Origin of the sequence: Pseudomonas sp. 13B_3.2_Bac1 (assembly GCF_025466205.1) — a bacterium.
Taxonomy (GTDB): Bacteria; Pseudomonadota; Gammaproteobacteria; order Pseudomonadales; family Pseudomonadaceae; genus Aquipseudomonas; species Aquipseudomonas fluorescens_H.
Genome location: NZ_JANLOG010000108.1, coordinates 14373 through 35443, shown reverse-complemented (window position 1 = coordinate 35443; position 21071 = coordinate 14373). Strand labels below are relative to the sequence as shown.

Sequence of the window (21071 nt, the reverse complement as noted above, 5' to 3'; positions counted from 1 at the left end):
CTGTGTGGATATACAGTATAGGTCCAAGCTCGGGGTTACAAGGTGGTAGAAGCGCACCTCGTCGGGCAGAAGCTTAAGATCAAAGGATCGCAGCCTGCGGCAGCTCCTACAGGGATTGGGCAGGGTCGAGAATTATCGGGTGTACGCGATTACTGTAGGAGCTGCCGCAGGCTGCGATCTTTTGATCTTCGCGTCTAAAGGCAACTCAAGACCAAACCGCTTACCCATTTCCTTTCGCCCCGCCACGGTGAGCGCCAGCGCCCGACTGTCCAGATCCTGCGTCACCCACTTGCGCTTCAACGCCATTTGCAACAGCGCCGCCCCTAGTGAACCACCCAGATGCGGCCGGCGCATGCTCCAGTCCAGGCACGGGCAGGCAAACTTGCGGCGCAAGGTGCTCAAGTCCTGCACCTCAATCCCCAAGCCCGCAAACAACGCCTCGCCACTGTCGCTCAAGCGATAAGCCCGCTCATCGGTTTCCACCAGCCACCCCGCCTCAAGCATACGGTCGTGCAGCAACACCGCGAGCGTCCCGGCCATGTGGTCGTAGCAGGTGCGAGCGAATTGCAGGCGATCCGGGGTGTGCGGTTTGAAGATCGGCGCGGCGTTCTGGCCGATCACCATCAACGCTTCCAGCGCCTGGGCCACGCGCTGATCGGCGAGGCTGTAATAGCGATGGCGGCCCTGCACATGCAAGCGCACCAGTGCCAGATCCTTGAGCTTGGCCAAGTGCGCACTGGCGGTGGAGGCGCTGACCTCGGCGACGGCTGCCAATTCCGTGCTGGTGCGGGCGTGGCCGTCCATCAGCGAGCAGAGAATTTTCGTGCGTGCCGGTTCGGCGATAGCGGCGGCCACCTGCGAGACGCCGATGTCTTGATGTTCTGCGTGCATATTTCGCTCCCCGACGAATCGTCGTCGCTGCGAACTGAAGATACTCGCATCACTTTCCCGACGACAAGGCTGTGAACCATGGACCCGATCATCGCTGCGACGCATGCCGATCCCTATCCCTACTACGCCAAACTGCGCGCCGAGGGCGGACTGACCTTTGATCACGGATTGAAACTGTGGGTCGCCAGCAGCGCCCGAGCGGTGAGCGCAGTGCTGACGCATGCCGACTGTCGGGTGCGACCGCTGCAAGAGCCGGTGCCCAAGGCGATTGCCTCGGGGATGGCCGGCAAGGTGTTCGGGCAGTTGATGCGGATGAACGATGGCGAACGTCAGCGCTGCCCACGCTCTGCGGTGGAACCAGCGCTGCAGCTGATCGATGACAACCTGGTACGCACGCTGGTGGCGGCGCGATTGATGACGGCGGACGCCGATGGCTTATATAAGGCAATGTTTCGCGGCCCGGTGTGCGTGGTCGCGGCGCTGCTCGGCTTCACCCCGGCGCAGGGCCGCGCCATCAGTGAGCTGACCGCGGATTTCGTCGCCTGCCTGTCGTCGCTGAGCAATGACCTGCAACTGGCGGCGGCGCATGCGGCGGCGGAGCAATTGCACGGCTATTTCATCGAGTTGCTGGCCGAAGCCGATAGCGTTTTGCTCAAGGCTATCGAGCAGCGATTTGCAGGAGACGAAGAAACCCTGATCGCCAACCTGATCGGTCTCTGTTCGCAGACGTTTGAAGCGACTGCCGGGCTGATCGGCAATGCGCTGATTGCGCTGCGACGTCAGCCCGAATTGCGCGATGCTTCAGTGGACGCACTGTTGGCCGAGGTTCAGCGCTTTGATTCGCCGGTGCAGAACACACGGCGCTTTGTCGCGCAGACTTTCGAGATCGACGGCGTGCGGCTCGAGGCTGGCGAGGTGATTCTGGTGCTGCTGGCCTCGGCCAACCGCGATCCTTTGTTGAATGCAGAGCCCGAGCGGTTTCTGCTGGATCGTCCTGACCGGCGCAGTTTCAGCTTTGGCAGCGGGCGGCATCAGTGTCCGGGGCAGACGCTGGCGTTGAGCATTGCCGCTGCGACTGTCAGAGAAATCCTTGATCAGGGTGTGAATCTGCAACAACTGACGTGGCATTACCGCCCATCCCTCAATGGGCGGATTCCACTGTTCAGCGCGGTGCAGCCTTAAGCGTTGCGCAGCTCGATGGTCAGGTGCGACAGCTCATGCACCGGCGCCAGCCGTTCGCGAATAGCCTCCACCGTCACGCCCGCCGCCGCGACCACACTGACAATCGCCGCCCGCGCCTGCGGGCCGACCTGCCAGACATGCAGATCGCTGATGCGCACATCGTCCGAGGTTTCCAGCAGCTCGCGGATCTCCGCTGCCACCGGCTCGTCGGTGGTGTCGAGCAGCACCGCGGCGCTGTCGCGCATCAGGTTGTAGGCCCATTTCGCGATAACAATCGAGCCGACAATACCCATTACCGGATCCAGCCATACCCAATCGAGATAGCGCCCGGCCAGCAACGCGGCAATCGCCAGCACCGAGGTCAGGGCATCGGCCAGTACATGGACGTAGGCCGAGCGCAGGTTGTTGTCGTGATGGTGGTGATGATCGTGGCCGTGCGCGTGATCATGCTGATGGCCATGGTCGTGGCCATGATGGCCCATCAGCAGGAAGGCGCTGAGGACGTTTACGCCCAACCCGACAATCGCGATCACGGTTGCTTCGCCAAACGCCACAGTGGTCGGTTCGAACAATCGAAAAATCGATTCGCCGGCAATGCCCAGCGACACCAGCCCCAGCACCATCGCCGAGGCAAAACCGGCCAGATCGCCGACCTTACCGGTGCCGAAACTGTAGCGACGGTTGTTGGCGTTGCGCCGGGCGAAACCATACGCTGCGGCGGCGATGCCCAACGCCCCGGCATGCGTTGCCATGTGAAAACCGTCGGCCAGCAAAGCCATGGAACCGGTGAGGTAACCGGCGGCGATCTCGCCGATCATCATCACAAACGTCAGCGCCACCACCCACAAGGTGCGGCGGGCGTTTTCATCGTGGGACGCGCCGAGAAACTGGTGATCGTGGCTGAAACGCTCAGCGCTTGGGGTCAGGCTCATGATGCTGGTGCTCTATTTGGAATAACGGCGGATGGCTTGCAGCAGATCTTCGGCGCCCTGGGCACGCTGTTCGTCAGTGAGGTCGGGATGCGCCACATGTTCACGGGTGTGGGCCTCGATGAACTGCTCCATCAAACCGTTGACCGCCCCACGAATCGCCGCCACCAGATGCAAGGTCTTGGCGCAATCGGCATCGCCCTCCAGCGCTTTTTCAACGGCCTGCACCTGCCCGGCAATGCGCCGCACGCGGTTCAGCAGTTCGTCTTTATGTTCATGAATGTGCGACATACCTATACCCCCTACCCCTATATGGCACGCATAGTCGCTGATGGCTTGGGCAATCGCAAGTTCGGTGAGTATTCAGGGGATGAACGGGATGCTGAAAGCGGCGTCAATCCCCTGTGGGAGCCAATTGGTGAAGGCGATACCGGATATCAGATAAAGAAAATCAAGCTTGATTTATATCGGTTTCGATATAGCCTGCTGATAGGTGACTTCTGCGATTATTTGCAACACACCGCCGCAACACGTTTCCGTCGGAGCTATTACGCTTCTCCTTCCAACACAGGAGAAGTCGATGCCAAGACTCAAGGATGTGGTGTTTGTCGGAAGTGCGCTCAAGGATCTGAGAGCTTTTCCTTTGGATGCTCGCAGAGCTGCGGGATTTCAATTGGATCTCTTGCAACAGGGCGACGAGCCTTTTGATTGGCGCCCCATGAAAACCGTAGGACGGGGCGTCAATGAAATCAGAATCACCGAAGACTCAGGAGCGTTTCGAGTGTTTTACGTGGTCAACCGGCCTGACGCGATTTATGTACTGCACGCCATGCAAAAGACCAATCGCAAAACTGAAACGCGAGATATCGAACTGGCACGCGCCAGATACCAGGAAATAGGTTAAGCCATGAAGGATCATCATCACCCTTCCCAGCATTTCTCAAGCGTCTGGGACGCACTGGAAGACACGCCGCAGGACGCCGCCAACATGCGCCTGCGGGCCAAACTAATGCGCACACTTTGCGAGACAATCCGTACCTGGGAGCTTCCCCAGAAGGATGCCGCCAAGCGCTTGGGAATTACTCAGCCACGCCTCAATGATGTGCTCAACGGGAAAATCGACAAATTTTCTCTGGATGCGCTGGTCAATCTGTCCGCCGCAGCGAAACTGGAAGTAGACATCTGCTTCCCCTTGGCCCCACCACTGCACTGGGCTTGAACGCAGCTCGGACACTTAGGGCTACGAGAGGCGGTGTCGTTATTACATCCGCCTCAATCCTCCCGCGTCAAAACCTCCAACAACTCAATCTCGAACACCAGATTCGAATGTGGCGGAATCTTGCCCATCGTCCGCTCGCCATAGCCCAGATGCGCCGGCACCAGCAGTTTGCGCTTGCCGCCCACTTGCATGCCCATCAGTCCCTGATCCCAGCCCTTGATCACACGGCCGGTGCCAATCACGCACTGGAAAGGTTTGCCTCGGCTGTGGGAAGAGTCGAACTCGCTGCCGTCTTCCAGCCAGCCGGTGTAGTGGGTGGTGATCAGCGCGCCTTTGACGGCAGCCTTGCCCTCGCCCACCTGAAGATCGATTACCTGCAGTTCATCATTCATGACATTCACTCTATTGTTCAGCTGGCCGCAGTTTTCCCAGAAATGTCGGCTGTTCGCAACTCATTGACGAAAATTGGCGCTGTATCTGAAGTGACTGACAACCCATTAAGATAGCCAACCGCCATTACTTCACGGATCGATTCTTCATGCTGGCAGTTCCCGAATGACTTACCTCTGGATCAGCCTTGCCCTTGGCGTTGTCATGATTGGATTGATCGTCGTCTTGATCTGGCGAGCGCGCGGTTTGCGCAAGCAACTGGACGAATACCGCGAGCTGCTGACCCGCGCCGCCGAACGCCAGAACATCCACCAGGACGGTGACGCCGAGCGTTTCAAACGCAGCCAATATTTCGCGCGGATCGGCACCTGGGACTGGGAAGTCGACACCGATCGGCTGTACTGGTCAGACGCGATCTACGGCATGTTCGGGTTCAAGATCGGCGAGATCACGCCGTCTTATGCGCTGTTCTGCTCCTGCGTACACCCGGACGACCGCGTCAGAGTGCGCGACGGTGAATTGCGTTGCCTGGAGACCGGTGAAAACCACGATGAGGAATACCGCGTGGTCTGGCCCGACGGCACGATTCGCTGGCTGCGCGAGACTGGTAATGTGGTGCGCAACGACCACGACGCCGTCATCAAAATGATGGGCGTGGTGCGCGACATTACCGAGGAGAAAGCCTCGGCGAGTTACCTCCAGCACCTCGCCCACTTCGACCCGTTGACCGGACTGCCCAATCGTCTGGTGCTCGAAGAGCGTTTATCCGAAGCACTGGAACAGGCGCGCCGCAGCCTGACCCGGGTGGCACTGGTGTTTATCGACCTCAACGGTTTCAAGGCGATCAACGACCACTACGGTCATGCCGCCGGCGACCGCGTGCTGATCACCACTGCGACTCGTCTGAAACGCATCCTGCGCGCCACCGACACCGTCGCGCGGATTGGCGGCGACGAATTCGTGGTGATTCTGCAAGGCCTGGCCCCGAGCCTCAACCTGCAGGACGAAGCCCGCAGCATCTGTCAGAAAATTTTCATCGAACTGTCCCCACCGATCAGCATCGGCAACGACCAGCGCCATGTCGGTACCAGCCTTGGGGTCGCGGTGTTTCCGGACCATGCGCCAACCATGGATCGGCTGCTGCACATTGCCGATCTGGCGATGTATGAAGCCAAGCGCAGTGGGAATAATCAGTATCGTTTGGGGGGCGAGAGCCCTGCACGGATGCATGCGCAGGGCCTTTGAGTCCGGGGATTAACGCTCGACAGGCTGCATCTCAACGATGGTGCCGTTGGTGATCATGACCATCACGTACTTGTCGTTGATCTGCACCCACTGCGCCTGATCGACCGGGGCTTTCAAGCCTTTCTGTTTCCAGTTTTTCAATGCTTTGTCGCTGCGCTGATAAATGTCTGGTGCCCGGTCGTTGACCTTCAACTCACGGTCGCTGGTCGGCGACTGGACAGCCTGTTCGCTTGAGGTTTGCGCCGCTTGAACAAGTGGGCTGATCCCGGCAATGCCGGCAACGAGGGCCAGACTGGCGATTAGGGTTTTGCTGTTCATCGGTGAACCTCCTTCAGATGGGTTTTGCCTGTACTCCGACTGCTGAGTCAGGGAATCATTCCTTGTTTTTTTGCCTGGGCTGGTTGGGGGATTGTAGTTAGTAGACAGCCGCCTTCGCGAGCAAGCGCACTCCCAAAGGATCCGGGCTCAACAGCGCGCTTTTGCGCTAACATGCCGCGCAAAATCCCGCCGAGTGAATAAGGACATCACCGTGAACACCTATCTTGTCGTCAATCTGGTTTTGCTTGGACTCTGCGCTTTCTACTGCATGTACTTGTTCAACTCGCTGGTTGCCCGACGCAATGAAATCAAAAATGCCTTCGCTCAGGTTGAAGTCCAGCTAAAGCGCCGCTACGACCTGATCCCCAATCTGGTGGCCATTGCCAAAGGCTACCTTGCCCATGAGCAGGAAACCCTCGAGGCCGTGATTGCTGCGCGCAATGCCGCAGTGGCCGGGCTTGAAGCCGCAAAGGCGCAACCGGGCAGTGCAAAAAATATCGAACAGCTAGGCCTGGTCGACAGCAAATTCTGCAACGCGGTGGAGCGACTGACTCTGACGATGGAGGCATATCCCGAACTCAAGTCTTCGCAAAACATGCAGCAACTCAGCGAAGAATTAAGCAGCACTGAAAACAGAGTCAGTTTTGCGCGTCAGGCCTACAACGATGCGGTGTTGAACTACAACACGCTCAAGCAGAGTTTTCCGGCGCTGCTGCTGGCCCCCAGCTTCGGCCACGGCAGCGACGCGGCGCCGCTGAAATTCGCTGACACGCTGGCGATCAAGGTTGCTCCGAAAATCTCCTTCTGATCCTCTCAGTCCACGGATGGCTTCATGAATTTCTTTGAACAACAACGCCGGGCGCGCCACCAGACTGCCTTGCTCATCGTGCTGATGATCATCGCAGTGCTCTGCCTGATCGCTCTTACCAGCATGCCGTTTATCATTGGCGTGTTTGATGGCCAGCATGACAGCGAGGCCAAGTCCAAAGCCCTGCACACCACAGGTGTAGTCGCCATGATCGTTTCGGGCATCGTATTGCTCGGCAGTCTGTTCAAGTTTTTTCAACTGTTGGGCGGCGGCAAGGTGATCGCGGAAAAGCTTGGCGGGCGTCCGGTCAACGACAACATGCGCACACCGGATGAGCGCCAACTGATGAACGTGGTCGAGGAAATGGCGCTGGCCTCCGGCGTCACCGTGCCAGCGGTGTATCTGCTACCCGACGAAACCATCAATGCGTTCGCGGCGGGTTTCAACCCCAAGGATGCGGTGATCGGTGTCACCCAAGGCGCTATGTCACTGCTGACGCGCGAGGAGCTGCAAGGGGTGATCGCTCATGAGTTCAGCCATATTTACAACGGCGACATGTTGCTCAACACCCGATTGGTGGCAACTGTGCACGGAATTCTGGTGGTAGGTCTGACCGGTGCTTATTTACTATTTGGCCTGACCAAGTCGAAGAAAAGTAAGAAGAAAGATGACGAGTATTTTTGGCTTTTGGTGGGCATGAGCATGGGCGTGGTGTTGTGCGTGGCCGGTTTTATCGGCAGCTTCTTTGCCAACGTGATCAAGGCTGCCGTGAGTCGACAACGCGAATTCCTCGCTGACGCCAGCGCTGTGCAATTCACCCGCAACCCGCAAGGCATTGCCGGCGCTCTGAAAAAGATCGGCAGCCAGGGGTCTACCCTGAGTTCGCCACGGGCCAAGGAGTTCAGCCATCTGTATTTCAGCGCCGGCTCGAAAACATTCTTCAAGAGCCTGTTCGCTACGCATCCTGACCTGAGTGAACGCATACGGCGGATTGATCCGCAGTGGGACGGCCAATTTACTGAGCCGCCCGCGCAGTAACCGCCAGCACGCCTGAACACGATGCGACAGGCGCACCCGACATCTTCCGGACTTTACGATGAATTTCTTCCAGCAACAGCGCCAGGCCAAGCGCCGCTCGGTGCTGCTCGTTATTTTGATGGGCCTCGCTGTACTCAGTCTGATCCTCATGTCGTGCTTGCTGATGACGCTGCCGGTTTCCGACGGCGACGGCAATACGGTCATGGACCTTGAGTTAAGCTGGGAAATGTTCACCGCCGTTTCGGTGGTGGTGACAAGCATTGTGCTGGTCGGCGGCCTGGTCAAATACGCCGAATTATCGGCCGGCGGCAAAGTGGTCGCACGTCGGCTGGGTGGACGTCTGATCAATCACAGCGCGCAAACTCTGGAAGAGCAGCGCCTGGTCAATGTGGTAGAGGAAATGGCCCTCGCGTCCGGCACCGTCGTGCCTTCGGTATACCTGTTGCCGGACTTGGCTATCAATGCATTTGCCGCAGGTTTCACTCCGCAAGACGCGGTCATTGGCGTGACGCAGGGCGCGATCAACCTACTGTCGCGCGATGAGCTGCAAGGTGTGATCGCCCACGAGTTCAGTCACATCTACAACGGTGACATGCGTTTGAACACGCGCCTGGTAGCAGTTGTCCACGGCATCCTGGTGATCGGCCTGACTGGCAGCTTCATTTTGCGCGGCATGGATGATGTGCGTCGCTCCCCAGTCAATCGCACTCAACCGGCCATCCTCACCGTGATGTTTGGCACCGTGCTGTGCATCGTCGGGTATGGCGGAACCGTATTCGGCAATCTCATTAAGGCGGCAGTCAGCCGGCAGCGCGAATTCCTTGCCGATGCAACGGCGGTGCAGTACACCCGCGATCCACAAAGCATTGCCGGTGCACTGAAGAAGATCGGCGGCTACGCGTTGGGCGCGAAGATCAACGCGGCGCGCGCCGCCGAGTTCAGCCATCTGTATTTCGGTTCGGGCACTTCAAGCTTTGACTTGATGTCCAGTCATCCGGATCTGAGCGAGCGTATTCGTCGCATCGATGCCAGTTGGGATGGCACGTTCGTGAAAATTGCCGCGCCGCCGCAGGACTCAATGGTGGCCAGAGCCGTGCTGCCGGTACCGGATGCCTTCAGCGGCGTGCCGGACACAGCGATGTCTGTGGTGTACGACATGAACGCCGTGCAGGCATCCGTGGCCGCTATCGGTGCGCCACGCGCCGAACATCTGATCGAAGCGCGCCGGGTGCTGGAGCATATTCCACAAAAGCTCAAACTTGCGGCACGCAGTACCGATAGCGCTCAAGCGCTGGTCTACGGCCTATTGTTATCGCGCTCCGACTCGCTGCGGGCGCTGCAATTATCTCTGCTGGAGTCGAGCCTCGACCGCACGCTGTTCAACACCCTCAATGCCATGCGCGAGCAATTGTCACTACTCAATCCGGGCCTGCGCCTGCCGTTGCTGGATCTGCTGATTCCCAGCCTGAAGCGCCTTGGCAAGAAACCTTTCGCGACGATGAAGCAGAACATGAACCTGCTGATTGACGCCGATAACGAAACCGAGCTGCTGGAGTGGACACTGCTGCGCATCGTCGAACGCAATGTCGAGGGCGCGCCAGCGGTTCAGTTCAAGTTCGGTTTGTTCCAGTGCGCCGAACAACTGCTGGTGCTGCTGAATGCGATGGCGCGCGCCGGTCAGCAGAATCAGCAAGTGGCGTTGCAGGCGCTGTACTTTGCCTGGGAGGGATTGCCGTTCGAGCGACCGTCGGAATTACCGGTCGAACTTGAGGATCTGCAAGGGCTCGAAGCCGCAATCAAACGCCTGCGCCACTTAATGCCAGAAGAACGGCCTGCCCTGCTCAATGCCATGACCCGCTGTGTGATGCATGACGGGGTGATCACTGTGGCGGAAGCCGAGTTGTTTCGTGCGGTGGCGGATCTGCTCGACTGCCCGCTGCCACCCTTTCTGATCACAGAGCCCGACACGGGAACGAGCAGGAATGAGAGTGCAAGCTAAACGGCCGGCACTTCCAGCATTCTCTTTATCTGACACAACGCTTTCGCGAGCAAGCTCGCTCCCACAGGGGCAGTTGGTGGTTACAAGGTTTGCAGTCAACCTGGAAACTTGTGGGAGCGGGCTTGCTCGCGAAGAGGTCGGCACATTCACTGTTTCATCGCCTGAGCCAGAGCCATCGCGAGCAGGCTCACTCCTACAGATTAGGCTGTGTTCCAAAGGATTGATCCGCTCTGCACATCAATCCATGCCAACAATGCAATTAACATCCTGTAACACCTGCGCGACCATCCGCCGCAATAACAACCGTGCGCCGCTTCCACGTCGCGCACGTCATAAAAGCGGTGGAGTTCTTTTCTATGACAGCCTCAATCCCACACGGCGGCTCGCGGGCCGGCGCCATTTTCCGGGTGACCTCGGGCAACTTCCTCGAACAGTTCGACTTCTTTCTGTTCGGCTTTTACGCCACGCAGATTGCGGCGGTGTTCTTCCCGGCGAGCAGTGAGTTCGCTTCCCTGATGATGACCTTTGCCGTATTCGGCGCAGGCTTTCTGATGCGTCCGCTGGGGGCGATTGTGCTCGGCGCGTACATCGATGATGTCGGTCGCCGCAAAGGTCTGATCGTCACCCTGTCGATCATGGCCAGCGGTACGATCCTGATCGTGCTGGTGCCCGGATACGAAACCATTGGTCTGTTCGCTCCCGCGCTGGTGTTGATCGGGCGGCTGTTGCAAGGCTTCTCCGCCGGTGCGGAATTGGGCGGTGTTTCGGTGTACTTGTCGGAAATCGCCACCCCTGGCCGCAAGGGCTTTTTCACTGCCTGGCAGTCGGCCAGTCAGCAAGTGGCGATCATCGTCGCGGCAGCCTTGGGCTTCGCCCTGAACGCGTGGATGGCGCCGGATGTGATTGCCGATTGGGGCTGGCGGATTCCGTTTTTCGTCGGCTGCATGATCGTGCCGTTCATCTTCCTGCTACGCCGTAACCTGGCGGAAACCGAAGAGTTCGCCGCGCGCAAACACCGTCCGAGCATGGGCGAAGTGTTCCGCACCCTCGGCCAGAACTGGGTGGTGGTGCTCGGCGGCATGCTGATGGTCGCGCTGACCACCACCGCGTTCTACCTGATCACCGTGTACGCGCCGACCTTCGGTAAAACCGTGCTGCACCTGAGCACTTCCGATGCGCTGCTGGTGACTTTGCTGGTGGGGGTTTCGAACTTCTTCTGGCTGCCGATTGGCGGCATGTTGTCCGACCGTATCGGCCGGCGTCCGGTGTTGATCGCCATGTCGCTGCTGGCCCTGGCCACGACTTATCCGGCGCTGTCGTACCTGGTGCAGGCGCCGAGCTTCAGTCACATGTTGCTGTCGCTGCTGTGGCTGTCGTTCATCTACGGCATGTACAACGGCGCGATGATTCCAGCGCTGACCGAGATCATGCCGGTGGAAGTGCGGGTAGCCGGCTTCTCCCTCGCCTACAGCCTGGCGACCGCGATTTTCGGCGGTTTCACCCCGGCGATGTCGACCTTCCTGATCCAGTACACCGGCGACAAAGCGGCGCCGGGTTACTGGATGAGCGTCGGCGCACTGTGTGCGTTGTGCGCCACGTTGTACCTCTATCGCCGCGCAGGCGGCCGTTTGCAACCGGTTGCCGCCTAAGGAGCAATCACCTTGAAAAAACTGATCAATCTCAGCGCCATCGCCCTCTTCGCTTTCAGCGCTTTGGCCCATGCTGAACAGCTGAACGTGATGACGTCGGGCGGCTTCACCGCCGCCTACAAAATCCTCGGCCCGAAATTCGCGGCCGCCACCGGCAATACCCTCGATACCCAGCTCGGGCCGTCGATGGGCAAAGCCCCGGAAGCGATCCCCAACCGCCTCGCCCGCGGTGAGCACGCCGACGTGGTGATCATGGTCGGCTACGCCCTCGATGACCTGATCAAACAAGGCAAGGTCGACCCGGCCTCGCGGGTCGAACTGGCGGATTCGCGGATCGGTCTGGTGGTGCGTGAAGGCGCGCCGAAGCCGGACATCAGCAACGTCGAAAGCCTGAAGAAAACCCTGCTCGACGCAAAATCGGTGGCCTACTCCGACAGCGCCAGCGGCGTGTACATCGAGAAGGAGCTGTTCAAGAAACTCGGCGTCGAGGATCAACTGAAACCGAAAGCGAAGATGATCCCGAAAATCCCGGTGGGTTCGGTGGTCGCCACGGGCGATTATCAACTGGGCTTCCAGCAGGTCAGCGAATTGCTGCCGGTGCCAGGGGTGAGTTTTGTCGGCAAGATTCCGGAGTCGGTGCAGTCGGTGACCCGCTTCGCCGCCGGCATCCCGGTCGGCGCGCAGCATCCAAAAGAAGCCAAGGCCTTGCTCGACTACCTCGCCGCACCTGCCGCCCAGGCTGACGTGCAAGCCACCGGACTGGATTCGGTCAAGCGCTGATCGGCGGCGGCTGGACTTTCATTTCCACCACCAGCCGTTCCAGCTCCAGTGCTGCCGGGGTCAACGTACGATCCCGGCGCTTGATGATGCCGACACTGCGCATCACCTGCGGATCGGTCAGCGGCACCCGGGTCAGGATCGGATGGTCCGGCCCGGGCATCGCCATCAGCGGCACCGCCGCCACCCCTAGCCCCGCCTCCACCAGCCCAATCATCGTCGTCACATGCCGTGTCTCGCAGATGCTCGGGCGTTGCGGCACGACGCCGCTCAAGGCCTGATCGAGCAGAAAGCGGTTGCCCGAAGTCTTGTCGAGCGAGATGTAATCCTGCTGATAGAACTCGTCCCAGGTCACGCTGCTGCGTCCGGCCAACGGGTGATCACGACGACAGGCGACCACGTAGCTTTCCTGCACCAGCGGTTCGAATTCGACTTTGGCCTCCTGGGTGCCCATGAAACTCAAACCGAAATCCGCCTCGCCGTTGACCACTGCGCTGAGCACGTCGTGGGCACTGGAATCGAGGACTTTGACTTTGATACGCGGGAATTGCTGGTGATAGCGGGCGACTACCCGCGGCATGAAGTAGTACGCCGCCGAAGGCACGCAGGCCACGGTGACATGACCGAGCCGGGTCGAAGCCACTTCGCTGATGCCCAGCAACGCCACGTCCAGGTCATCGAGTAAACGCTCGACGCTGGGCATGAAGCCGCGCCCGGCCTGGGTCAGGCTGACCTTGCGCGTGGTGCGTTCGAACAGTTTTACACCGAGGGCGTCTTCGAGCTTTTCGATACGTCGGCTCAGGGCCGGTTGAGACAGGCGCACAGTGTCGGCGGCCTTGCGGAAACTGCCCTGTTCGACCACAGCGCGAAAGGCTTGCAGGTCGTTGAGGTCGAAGTTGATGGCCATGGCGGGACTCGGGGAGACTGATTCGCAGAGGCTATCAATGTAACCAATTGATGCGGGTTTTTACACAACCCGTTTTGTCGAAAATTGCCGCTGGATGGCAGCAAGGTTGCGCCGCCGAATCCAGCCGCTGGCCAGACGAATCAACAGCCAGTAAGGGGTGAACAGCATTTTGCTGCGCGTGGTGGCGCAATACACGAAGGTTTCGGTGCGCAGCGTACGCATGCCTTGAGGATGTTCGACGACCTGAAAACGCAGCACCAGTTTGGCTACGTGTGGGTCATCCAGAACTTTGAATGCATGAGCGTCAGCGATGTGGCCGGTCTTCAGATCAGGGCGCCAGAAGCGTCCGGCCAGGCCTAGAGACACTTCAGTCGGAGTGCGTTCGAGCAAGGTGAAAGCGTCAAAGCCGAACGGCGCAGGTTCCTGCGGCATTGTTCGGTCGCCAAACTTGCGCAGTATTTTCCCCGGCAGTTCGCGCAGGGACAGCAGCGCATCGACGACGCGGTCATCGCGCATGTTCAGCGCGCAAACTGCGGCGATGATGGCCTCGGGTTGCGCACGAATCGGGCCTGACTCATGGCGCTCGTGAAACTGGAACAGCGGCAGAAACGGCGAAGGATATTCCCATAGCAGATTGTCCTTGCGCCCGATGATGCCCAGTGCGTTGAAAAAGGTGCGGCTCATGACAGCTGTCTCGTTCGATCAGTCGATTTGAACCCGGGCACGGCAACTTTGCGGGTGGATGCGAGCATCGCCGCGAAGCTGCCGTGTATTGCTTTATTCAGGCTTGCAAACGCTCACTGACTGCCTGAGCGTTTTTTTCCGGCACATCGCAAGGCGCCACGGCGACGGTCTGGCGCAGGTCCGCCTTCAACGCGCCCCACGACAACCCGGCACCGAAACCGCACAGCACAACGTGTTCAGCCTGCGGCGTACCCATCGCGGCGTGGCGCGACAACACGATCGGAATCGAGGTGGAGCTGGTGTTGCCAACGCCATCGATGTCGACCGGCATTTTCTCCGGCGCCACACCAATCATCCGCCGCAGGTAGTTGAGCATGAACTCGTTCGCCTGATGCAGCACCAGCAAGTCCAGCGTAGCCGGACTCAACCCCGTGGCATCGAGCAAGGCCTTGACGGTCTGCGGTACCCGGTTCAGGGCAAAGTTCATCACCGCCGTGCCGTCCATCTGCAAGCGCTGGATAGTCGCGCAGACCGGATTGCCCTCCTCTCTGGCGTAGGCAATGTCGGACTGCAGCGCAGTACCGCCGCTGCCGTCGGCGCCGCAGATGAATTCGAATTTGCCTTCACCCGCTTCCAGCAAGGTCGCCGAAGCGGCGTCACCAAACAGCATTTTCACGTGACGGTCGCGCTCGTCGAGGATCCGCGTGGTGACGTCACCCGTGCACAGCAGGATTTTCTTGCAGGCGCCGGAGGAGATCAGCGCACCCGCCTGGACCAGCGCACTGATGTAGCCGGAGCAGCCAGCGGCCACGTTCAGCACCAGACAATGCTGTGGCAGGCCGAGCGCCTGCTGCACCACGAAACCGACACCCGGCACCCAGGAATCCGGGGTCTGGGTCACCACGATCAAACCATCGATCTCCCGTGCCGCAGCATGCCCTTGATCGAGCAGGTTGCGGCACGCGGCGATGATCAGATCGGAGGTGTGCAGGGTTCTGGTTTCGCGGATCGAATGGATGCCGGTGCTCTTGGCGATGCGCTCAACTTCCTTGGCGCCGAACAGCTCGGCGAAGTCCGCCTCGGTCACCCGCCGCTCAGGCAGTGCCGCCGTGACCGCACGGATGGCGACGCCCTCAATGGTCAGCAGGCTCATGCGGCGTCCTTGATTTTCCCGTCGATCAAATCGAACAGATCCTGCAGCGTGATCACGCGCTCGATCTCCTCGCCCGACACGCTTACACCGACTTGTTCGAACACCAGCGCGATAATCCCGATTCGCGCCATCGAGTCCCAGTTCTCGCTGTTTTCCAGCCGAGTCTCACCGTGCAGTTTGTCCACCGGAATGGACAGGATTTCAGCGATGCTTTCGCGCATTTTTACCAGATCAACCATTTGTCATTTCCTTATAACGTGATGAGTAAACCGGTCTCACGACTGGGCGAGAACGCCGGGGTGACGCATTTTCTTGAAACGGCTGGTGTACAGCGGGGTCTCGGCAATGGAGACCACCCTGGGCAGTTGCTCCTGCGCCAGGACACCGCGAACGTGTTGATACAAGCGAACCTTGAACGCCTCCAGTGCCTCCGGCTCGATCAGCGTGAACCGCGCGGCAACGATCTGCCCGAGCAGCGGATTCGGCTGCGCGTAGACGACCACGTCGGAGACGTTTTCCAGGCCAATCAGCACGCTTTCCACATGCGACGGAAACACCTTCTTGCCGCCGACGTTGATCAGATCGACCGCCCGCCCGGTCACCCGAAAGTAGCCTTCATGTTCCTCGGCCAGATCGTGGGTGATCAGGTAGCCATCGCTCGACAGGTCACCGGCACTGGCCAGGTAGCCGAGCATGTTGGTCGCCCCGCGCACCTGCAAAATGCCGTCGACCACTCGCAGGCTGTAGTTCGGATCGTCGATCTTCATCCACGCGCTGTCACCGTCCTTGCTGCGACATGGCAGCACGCCGATTTCCGACATCCCGTACAACTGCTGCAACTGCACTTGTGGCAGCAGGCTGGCAATGCGCTGAATCGCTTGCGGTGAACTCGGCTCCGAGCCGAAATAGATACGCTCCAGGCTACGGGTGTCCCACTTCTGGAAGACGCCGGTGACCGTCGCCAGATTGAGCAGCGTCGGCGATACATGCAGGGTCTGCACATTGAACGATTCGATGCAGCGACCGACCTCTTGCGGCGAGCGCTCCTTGGGCAGGATCAACGTGCCGTGGGTAGCCAGCGCCTGCAGAACCGTGACCAGACCGCCGATGTGATCGAACAGTAAAAACGCCAGAATCGCGCCGCAACGCTCGGCACTCAGGTAGCGTTCGAAGAACGGCGAAATGGCATGCACCACGCCTTTGGCCGGACCTGTCGAGCCTGAGGAAAATACGATGAAACCGGCCTGACGGCGCGACAGCAGGCCGTCGACGGTCGGCGGCACCCGACTGTTGTCGTGACGGATAACCGCAAACTCCGGCGCCCCGCCGATCACGGAAAACCGTGCCCCCGCAGCGCCCGCCAGATTCGCCAGTTGCTCCTCGTCCTTGGGTACGGAAAGCGCGACCACGTTGTTGTGCAGCCACAGCGCGAACAGCATGCACACGCTGTTGAAGCTGTAGTTGTCGACCAGCAACACACTCGAATCGCGCACGGATGTTGCCGCCAGCTCTTCGCCGTAGGCGGTTATCTGCTGATGCAACTGATCATAGGTAAAGCGGCCCTCATCGCTGACAATCGCCGCTTGGTGGCCGGCGCTTTGCAGATGAGCCAAAAATTCTTCAACTTGCATACACACCCCGTCGTTCGATCAAACCGCTTGAGCTTGTGCTTGCGCCGCCGACAGCCGATCCATGATGTAGGCGATCAGCGTGCCCAGCGTGGCAAACGGTGTGGCGGTGTCGGGCAGGTCGGTGGTATCGGCCAGACGCACGTCGACGCCCAGCTGGCTGCGCAGTTTTTCCTCGACATCGACGATGATCGAAACCAGGGTCAGGGAGTCGATGCTGCCGTCCACTCCATAGAGACGGCTGTCTTCCCCACGGGACAAATCGATCGGGGTGCTCAACAACAGATCCTGTTGCCGAACGGCTGACTCGGTCAGCGCTTTGACTTGATTGAACATTCCAACATTCCTTTATTGGCTGATGCAGGTCCCTGCGTTCACTACGCTTGGGACAATGGCGGGTGCACTTTCTGGTGATCGGCCAGCGCCGTGCGCATGTCGACGAAGATTCCGCTCTTGATCCCGTAAGCCTCGGGCGCGTCAATCACCGCCAGGATGTCTTTCGCACGTTGCGCCGGCGACACCATGTAGCCGGGCGCCAGGGCGCGTTGTTGCAGCGACTTGAGGTCGGCGAAGTCAGCGGTGCGCTGGCTGAAACTCACCTGCCGCGACAAACCGGTGTCGACGTTGCACAGGCCGAGTACGGCAAAAAAGATCTCCGGGTTTTCTTCGGCGTAGACGCCGGCCAATGCCGCCAGCGCGGCTTTCGACAGGCTGTATGGCAGCGTACCCGCGCGAAAGCGCACGCCAGCCATCGAGGCCGACAGCACGCAGGTCGCCGGCCGCTGGGCCGAAGACAACATCAGATCGAGAATGGCCTTGTTGGCCAGCACATTGACGTTGAGCACATGCTGCAGCTCGTCCAGGGTGAAGTCACCGCCACGTCCCGGCACGTTGCCGCTGACCCCGGCATTGAGGAAAAACCGGTCGACGCCTTGCTCCAGAACCTCGGCAAAGTTGTCCTTGAACAGCTCGCCCATCTCACTTGGCCGCGAGAGATCGAACGGCCGAAAACGGAAATTCGGATGGTCCATCAGTGCATAGGGCTGACGCCGTGCGGTGCCAAAAACCGTATGGCCGTTTTGCAAATGCAGCTGCGCCAGCGCCTCGCCGATACCGCTGCTCACACCGGTGATGAACACCCGGTGTTTGCCCTTCTCGCGCGAGCCAGCGCCGGGATTGCGTTTGACCGTGTGCATCAGAATTTACCGGCGGAGAAGCCGCCGTCTACCGGCATTACGGTGCCAGTGACAAACGAAGAGGCATCACTGAGCAGCCACAGGATCGCGGCAGAGATTTCACCGGGATTGGCGAAGCGCTTCATCGCCGTGACCTGCAACTTGTGCCTGGTGGATTCCGGATTGGCTTTCAGGCGTTCCTCGGAGTTCATGCCGCCCAGCGTCGGGCCCGGGCACACGGCGTTGACGCGAATCGAATGCCGCTCAGGCAAAGCCTCTTCAGCGCACTCAATCGCGCAGACCTGGGTCAGCATGTTCAGCGCAGCCTTGCTGGTGGAATAGGCGCTTTGCCTGGCAACCCCCAGCAGACCGGCGCAGGAGGAGACGTTCACGATCGAGCCACCCGCATGCTTCGAGATCAGATTGGTCTCGTGCTTGAGCAACAGCAGCGGGCCCAGCAGGTTGATCTCCAGCACGCGTTTCCAGTCAGGGAAATCCATGTCGCGGATCGGTGCATGTCTGGAGGTGACGCCGGCATTGTTCACGGCCAGATCGAGTCGGCCGTGTTTGTCATTGATGATGCGGAACAGCTCGATGACCGAGGCTTCGTCGGTGACGTCACTTTTGATAAACGTGCAGTTGTCGCCGAGGCGACTTTGCGCCGTCAGGCCGTCGTCTTCGTTGCGTCCGGTGATGTAGCAGATGCAGCCGGCTTCGATGAGTTTCTGGCTGACATCGAAACCGATCCCGCGTGTGCCCCCGACAACAAGGGCGATCTTGGCGGTGAAGTTCATTTCAGGTTTTCCTCGTAGTGCTGTTGTAGTTGTTCTGGCCGTCGATAGTCAGGATTGACGCAGCAGTAGACGCGCTCGGCCATCGGTTCTTTTTTGTCGCGAAAACAAAAGGCATCGCCTCGACAGCGGTTGACCTGATCCGCTCGCCCCGCCAGTTGCTTGGCGACAAAGTGGTTGTCGGCGAGCATGGCGCGGCCGAAGCCGACAAAATCGGCATCGCCGCTGGCGATGATTTCGTTGGCTTGCGCCACGTCTGCCACCGAGCCGGTAAACCCCAGCGGAATGCGCACGAAGCGTTTCAGATAGCGGCAGCCCTCCCGCGACATGGCCAAGGCTTGTTCGGTGTTCTTGAAAAAGAAGCGGAAGGTCTCGCTGATACCCAGCGAGCAGGTAATCGCTGCGACCCCGCTGGCTTCCAGCGCCGCGACGACGTCACCCAACAGCGCCGCGTGCTGGCCTTCTTCACCGAGGCCGTCGTCCATGCCCAGGCGCACAGTGACGGCCACTTTGTGGTCGGTGGCCTGGCGAATGCCTTCGACAATCGCCAGCAGCAACCTGGCGCGCTTGAGCGGCGTACCGCCCCAGTCGTCCTCGCGTTGATTGGTCTTTGGCGAGAGAAAGCTGCTGATCAAATAACCGTTGGACGCCTGCAACTGAATCAGCGTGGCGCCGGCCTGTTGCGCGTAACGGGCGGCAGCGCAGAACTGCTCGATGCAGCGCTGAATCTGCGCCTCTGACATCGCCACTGCCCGTGCCTGGGGATGGGCACTGAGCACTGTCGGCGAGGCGATACCGCTGGGCGTCAGAATGATCCCTTGCTTCGACGGCAAAGATTGCGGCCCGTAATGCTGCAATTGCACCCCCAGCGGAAAACCACGCTCCCGTGCCGCTTCAAACAGCGGCCGCAGGGCCTGCGCGTGGGCTGCCGAAGTCAGGCGCAGACCGCGGCTGTTGTACCGCGCATCGGCGTCCACACTGGCATTGCCGAGAAAACCGAAGCCGGCGCCGCCGTCCATCAAGGCTTGATAAACCGAAAAAAACGCCGGCAGCGGGAAGCCGTGTTCGTCACACAGATCCATGCCGAGCGAAGAAAAATACAGTCGGTTTTTCGCCACTGCATGCACGCCGAAATGCAGCGCCTGGGTGGCCGCCTGCAAGCTTGGGTGTTCTTTGCTCATTGCTTCAGCGCCGCCAGCGCCGGCTCATCGAGGTGAACAAAGCCGCGCTTGATCATGTCGCTGATCACCTGCAGGCCGCTGAAATCGACCTCGGCAAACTCCCACGATGCATGCTCGCCCTGTCCGGCACGACGGATGCTGGCGGTGAAGCTCAGCTTGCCTTCGTAGACGATGTGCAGAGTGACCGGGTCGGGCAGATCCGCCGTGGTCGTTACGCAACCGGTCTTGCCCAGGCCCAACAATTGCACCTGAGCCTTGCGCCCCTGCTGGTCGCTGACCGTGCAGGCAAGCTTCGACGCCTGCAGCGGTGCAAACCAGTCATTGGAGTAGATGAAGATATTGCGGGTCTTTTCGAACAGCGGCATATCGATCACCGTGGCCTTGGTATCGACCGTGGCGAACAGCGTCTGGCGCTGATAGAACGCAACCCGCAGATGGATTTTCTTCGGTGAGGTGGCATCGCTCGGGGTCATGTTGTCGACCACCAGTTCGATCGGGTACATCAGCTCGGCGTAGGCGAAAAAGCTCGCGTTCAGCTCATTGACGCTGACGGTGACGGCGCCGCGTGCATGATCGGTGTGATGGTACAAATGGTGATAGACCGCCTGACGCGCCGCTTCGATGAACATCGTCCCCGGCACATGTTCGTGCGCCTTGCGATAGAAGAAGTAGTTGTCGGCGTTATTGATCAAGCGAAACGAACTGGCGCGGCGGATCGGCGCGATCGATTCGCACAGGGCAGCGACGGCAAACTCCAGGCTGTCGATCCTTGCTTCAGCCGATTCCAGTAGCGCGGCGACGATCTGGTAAGGCAGCGCTCGCACCTGGTTCCATTCATCATCGGCACCGACGCCGTCCATCCGGCTCTTCTTCTGCAACACGGGCGCAATCTCGAAGCGCCGCTGCTGGTTGGCGCCCGCGACGTAATTGCGCACCAACGGGTTGTGCCCATTGGCCTCGATCAGTGCTTCGTTCACATACAGCGGCAATGCGTCTCTCGGTGCACAAATCAAAACGTCGTCAGCCGAACCCTTGTGCAGAAGGTCGGGGGAAATGCTGTCGTTATTCATCATGGTCAGCTCATCTCGGTAGTTGTTGTATTTTTTC

At 59.7% G+C, this 21071-nt stretch carries 24 protein-coding genes; 9 read left to right on the top strand and 15 right to left on the bottom strand.

Annotation, left to right across the window (positions count from 1 at the left end; all coding sequences use genetic code 11):
- Positions 1-132 precede the first annotated feature (132 nt).
- Positions 133-891, bottom strand: coding sequence for an ArsR/SmtB family transcription factor (locus NTD85_RS17425; protein ID WP_262142784.1), 759 nt, complete (start codon positions 889-891; stop codon positions 133-135).
- 78 nt (positions 892-969) lie between these two features.
- Between NTD85_RS17425 and NTD85_RS17420 the strand changes: the two genes are divergently transcribed.
- Positions 970-2073 carry a cytochrome P450 gene (locus tag NTD85_RS17420; protein WP_262142783.1) on the top strand — a complete coding sequence of 368 codons (1104 nt, stop codon included), beginning with the start codon at positions 970-972 and terminating at the stop codon, positions 2071-2073.
- Here the strand turns inward: NTD85_RS17420 and dmeF are convergent.
- Together dmeF and NTD85_RS17410 are read right to left on the bottom strand one after the other, a co-directional pair.
- Positions 2070-3005 carry a CDF family Co(II)/Ni(II) efflux transporter DmeF gene (gene dmeF, locus NTD85_RS17415; RefSeq protein WP_262142782.1) on the bottom strand — a complete coding sequence of 312 codons (936 nt, stop codon included), beginning with the start codon at positions 3003-3005 and terminating at the stop codon, positions 2070-2072. The genes NTD85_RS17420 and dmeF overlap by 4 nt on opposite strands.
- A 12-nt stretch (positions 3006-3017) precedes the next feature.
- Positions 3018-3293: a metal/formaldehyde-sensitive transcriptional repressor gene (locus tag NTD85_RS17410; RefSeq protein WP_003223990.1), complete on the bottom strand. Its 276-nt coding sequence runs from the start codon at positions 3291-3293 to the stop codon at positions 3018-3020.
- Positions 3294-3582: 289 nt separating this feature from the next.
- Between NTD85_RS17410 and NTD85_RS17405 the strand changes: the two genes are divergently transcribed.
- Complete coding sequence (locus tag NTD85_RS17405; RefSeq protein ID WP_262142781.1) at positions 3583-3906, top strand: type II toxin-antitoxin system RelE/ParE family toxin; 324 nt, start codon at positions 3583-3585, stop codon at positions 3904-3906.
- A 3-nt stretch (positions 3907-3909) separates the two neighbouring features.
- A complete protein-coding gene (locus NTD85_RS17400) occupies positions 3910-4221 on the top strand; it encodes a helix-turn-helix domain-containing protein (RefSeq protein ID WP_103484680.1) in 312 nt (103 codons plus the stop codon).
- A gap of 53 nt (positions 4222-4274) precedes the next feature.
- On the opposite strand, the gene NTD85_RS17395 is transcribed toward NTD85_RS17400, so the two are convergent.
- Positions 4275-4613 carry an FKBP-type peptidyl-prolyl cis-trans isomerase gene (locus tag NTD85_RS17395; protein WP_003223982.1) on the bottom strand — a complete coding sequence of 113 codons (339 nt, stop codon included), beginning with the start codon at positions 4611-4613 and terminating at the stop codon, positions 4275-4277.
- A 163-nt stretch (positions 4614-4776) separates the two neighbouring features.
- Here NTD85_RS17395 and NTD85_RS17390 point away from each other — a divergent pair, with 163 nt between their 5' ends.
- The gene (locus tag NTD85_RS17390; protein ID WP_226501653.1) at positions 4777-5856 is read left to right on the top strand and encodes a sensor domain-containing diguanylate cyclase; all 1080 of its coding nucleotides are present in this window, start codon (positions 4777-4779) and stop codon (positions 5854-5856) included.
- Positions 5857-5865: 9 nt separating this feature from the next.
- Here NTD85_RS17390 and NTD85_RS17385 read toward each other — a convergent pair whose 3' ends face one another.
- On the bottom strand, positions 5866-6174 hold the full coding sequence (locus tag NTD85_RS17385) for an RcnB family protein (RefSeq protein ID WP_003223974.1): 309 nt from the start codon (positions 6172-6174) through the stop codon (positions 5866-5868).
- Between the two features lie 211 nt (positions 6175-6385).
- On the opposite strand from NTD85_RS17385, the gene NTD85_RS17380 reads away from it, so the two are divergent.
- From NTD85_RS17380 to NTD85_RS17360, 5 genes are all read left to right on the top strand, one after another.
- Positions 6386-6982, top strand: coding sequence for a LemA family protein (locus NTD85_RS17380; protein ID WP_410017541.1), 597 nt, complete (start codon positions 6386-6388; stop codon positions 6980-6982).
- A 24-nt stretch (positions 6983-7006) separates the two neighbouring features.
- Positions 7007-8020 (top strand): M48 family metallopeptidase, encoded by a 1014-nt coding sequence (locus NTD85_RS17375; protein WP_262142780.1) that lies wholly within the window; start codon positions 7007-7009, stop codon positions 8018-8020.
- A 58-nt stretch (positions 8021-8078) separates the two neighbouring features.
- Positions 8079-10019, top strand: coding sequence for a M48 family metallopeptidase (locus NTD85_RS17370; protein ID WP_262142779.1), 1941 nt, complete (start codon positions 8079-8081; stop codon positions 10017-10019).
- Positions 10020-10375: 356 nt separating this feature from the next.
- Positions 10376-11668, top strand: a complete 1293-nt coding sequence (locus tag NTD85_RS17365) for an MFS transporter (RefSeq protein ID WP_103520240.1) — start codon at positions 10376-10378, stop codon at positions 11666-11668.
- 12 nt (positions 11669-11680) lie between these two features.
- Entirely contained in the window at positions 11681-12448 is a 768-nt protein-coding gene (locus NTD85_RS17360) for a substrate-binding domain-containing protein (protein WP_262142778.1), read from the top strand.
- Here NTD85_RS17360 and NTD85_RS17355 read toward each other — a convergent pair.
- The 10 genes from NTD85_RS17355 to NTD85_RS17310 form a co-directional block, all read right to left on the bottom strand.
- Entirely contained in the window at positions 12438-13352 is a 915-nt protein-coding gene (locus tag NTD85_RS17355) for a LysR family transcriptional regulator (RefSeq protein WP_262142777.1), read from the bottom strand. The two genes, NTD85_RS17360 and NTD85_RS17355, sit on opposite strands and share 11 nt — an antisense overlap.
- A 60-nt stretch (positions 13353-13412) precedes the next feature.
- Positions 13413-14036, bottom strand: a complete 624-nt coding sequence (locus NTD85_RS17350; RefSeq protein WP_262142776.1) for a hypothetical protein — start codon at positions 14034-14036, stop codon at positions 13413-13415.
- Between the two features lie 97 nt (positions 14037-14133).
- Entirely contained in the window at positions 14134-15189 is a 1056-nt protein-coding gene (locus tag NTD85_RS17345; protein WP_262142775.1) for a ketoacyl-ACP synthase III, read from the bottom strand.
- On the bottom strand, positions 15186-15428 hold the full coding sequence (locus tag NTD85_RS17340) for an acyl carrier protein (RefSeq protein WP_262142774.1): 243 nt from the start codon (positions 15426-15428) through the stop codon (positions 15186-15188). The genes NTD85_RS17345 and NTD85_RS17340 overlap by 4 nt, the downstream gene beginning before the upstream one ends.
- A gap of 36 nt (positions 15429-15464) precedes the next feature.
- Positions 15465-16820: a long-chain fatty acid--CoA ligase gene (locus tag NTD85_RS17335; protein ID WP_262142773.1), complete on the bottom strand. Its 1356-nt coding sequence runs from the start codon at positions 16818-16820 to the stop codon at positions 15465-15467.
- A gap of 18 nt (positions 16821-16838) precedes the next feature.
- Positions 16839-17153, bottom strand: coding sequence for a hypothetical protein (locus NTD85_RS17330; RefSeq protein ID WP_103484689.1), 315 nt, complete (start codon positions 17151-17153; stop codon positions 16839-16841).
- Between the two features lie 41 nt (positions 17154-17194).
- Positions 17195-18013, bottom strand: a complete 819-nt coding sequence (locus tag NTD85_RS17325; RefSeq protein ID WP_003223960.1) for an SDR family oxidoreductase — start codon at positions 18011-18013, stop codon at positions 17195-17197.
- Positions 18013-18786, bottom strand: a complete 774-nt coding sequence (locus tag NTD85_RS17320; RefSeq protein WP_003223958.1) for an SDR family NAD(P)-dependent oxidoreductase — start codon at positions 18784-18786, stop codon at positions 18013-18015. Before NTD85_RS17320 ends, NTD85_RS17325 begins: the two co-directional genes overlap by 1 nt.
- On the bottom strand, positions 18783-19964 hold the full coding sequence (locus NTD85_RS17315; protein WP_262142772.1) for a tRNA-dihydrouridine synthase: 1182 nt from the start codon (positions 19962-19964) through the stop codon (positions 18783-18785). The genes NTD85_RS17320 and NTD85_RS17315 overlap by 4 nt, the downstream gene beginning before the upstream one ends.
- On the bottom strand, positions 19961-21037 hold the full coding sequence (locus tag NTD85_RS17310) for an AfsA-related hotdog domain-containing protein (RefSeq protein ID WP_262142771.1): 1077 nt from the start codon (positions 21035-21037) through the stop codon (positions 19961-19963). The genes NTD85_RS17315 and NTD85_RS17310 overlap by 4 nt, the downstream gene beginning before the upstream one ends.
- Between the last annotated feature and the right edge of the window lie 34 nt (positions 21038-21071).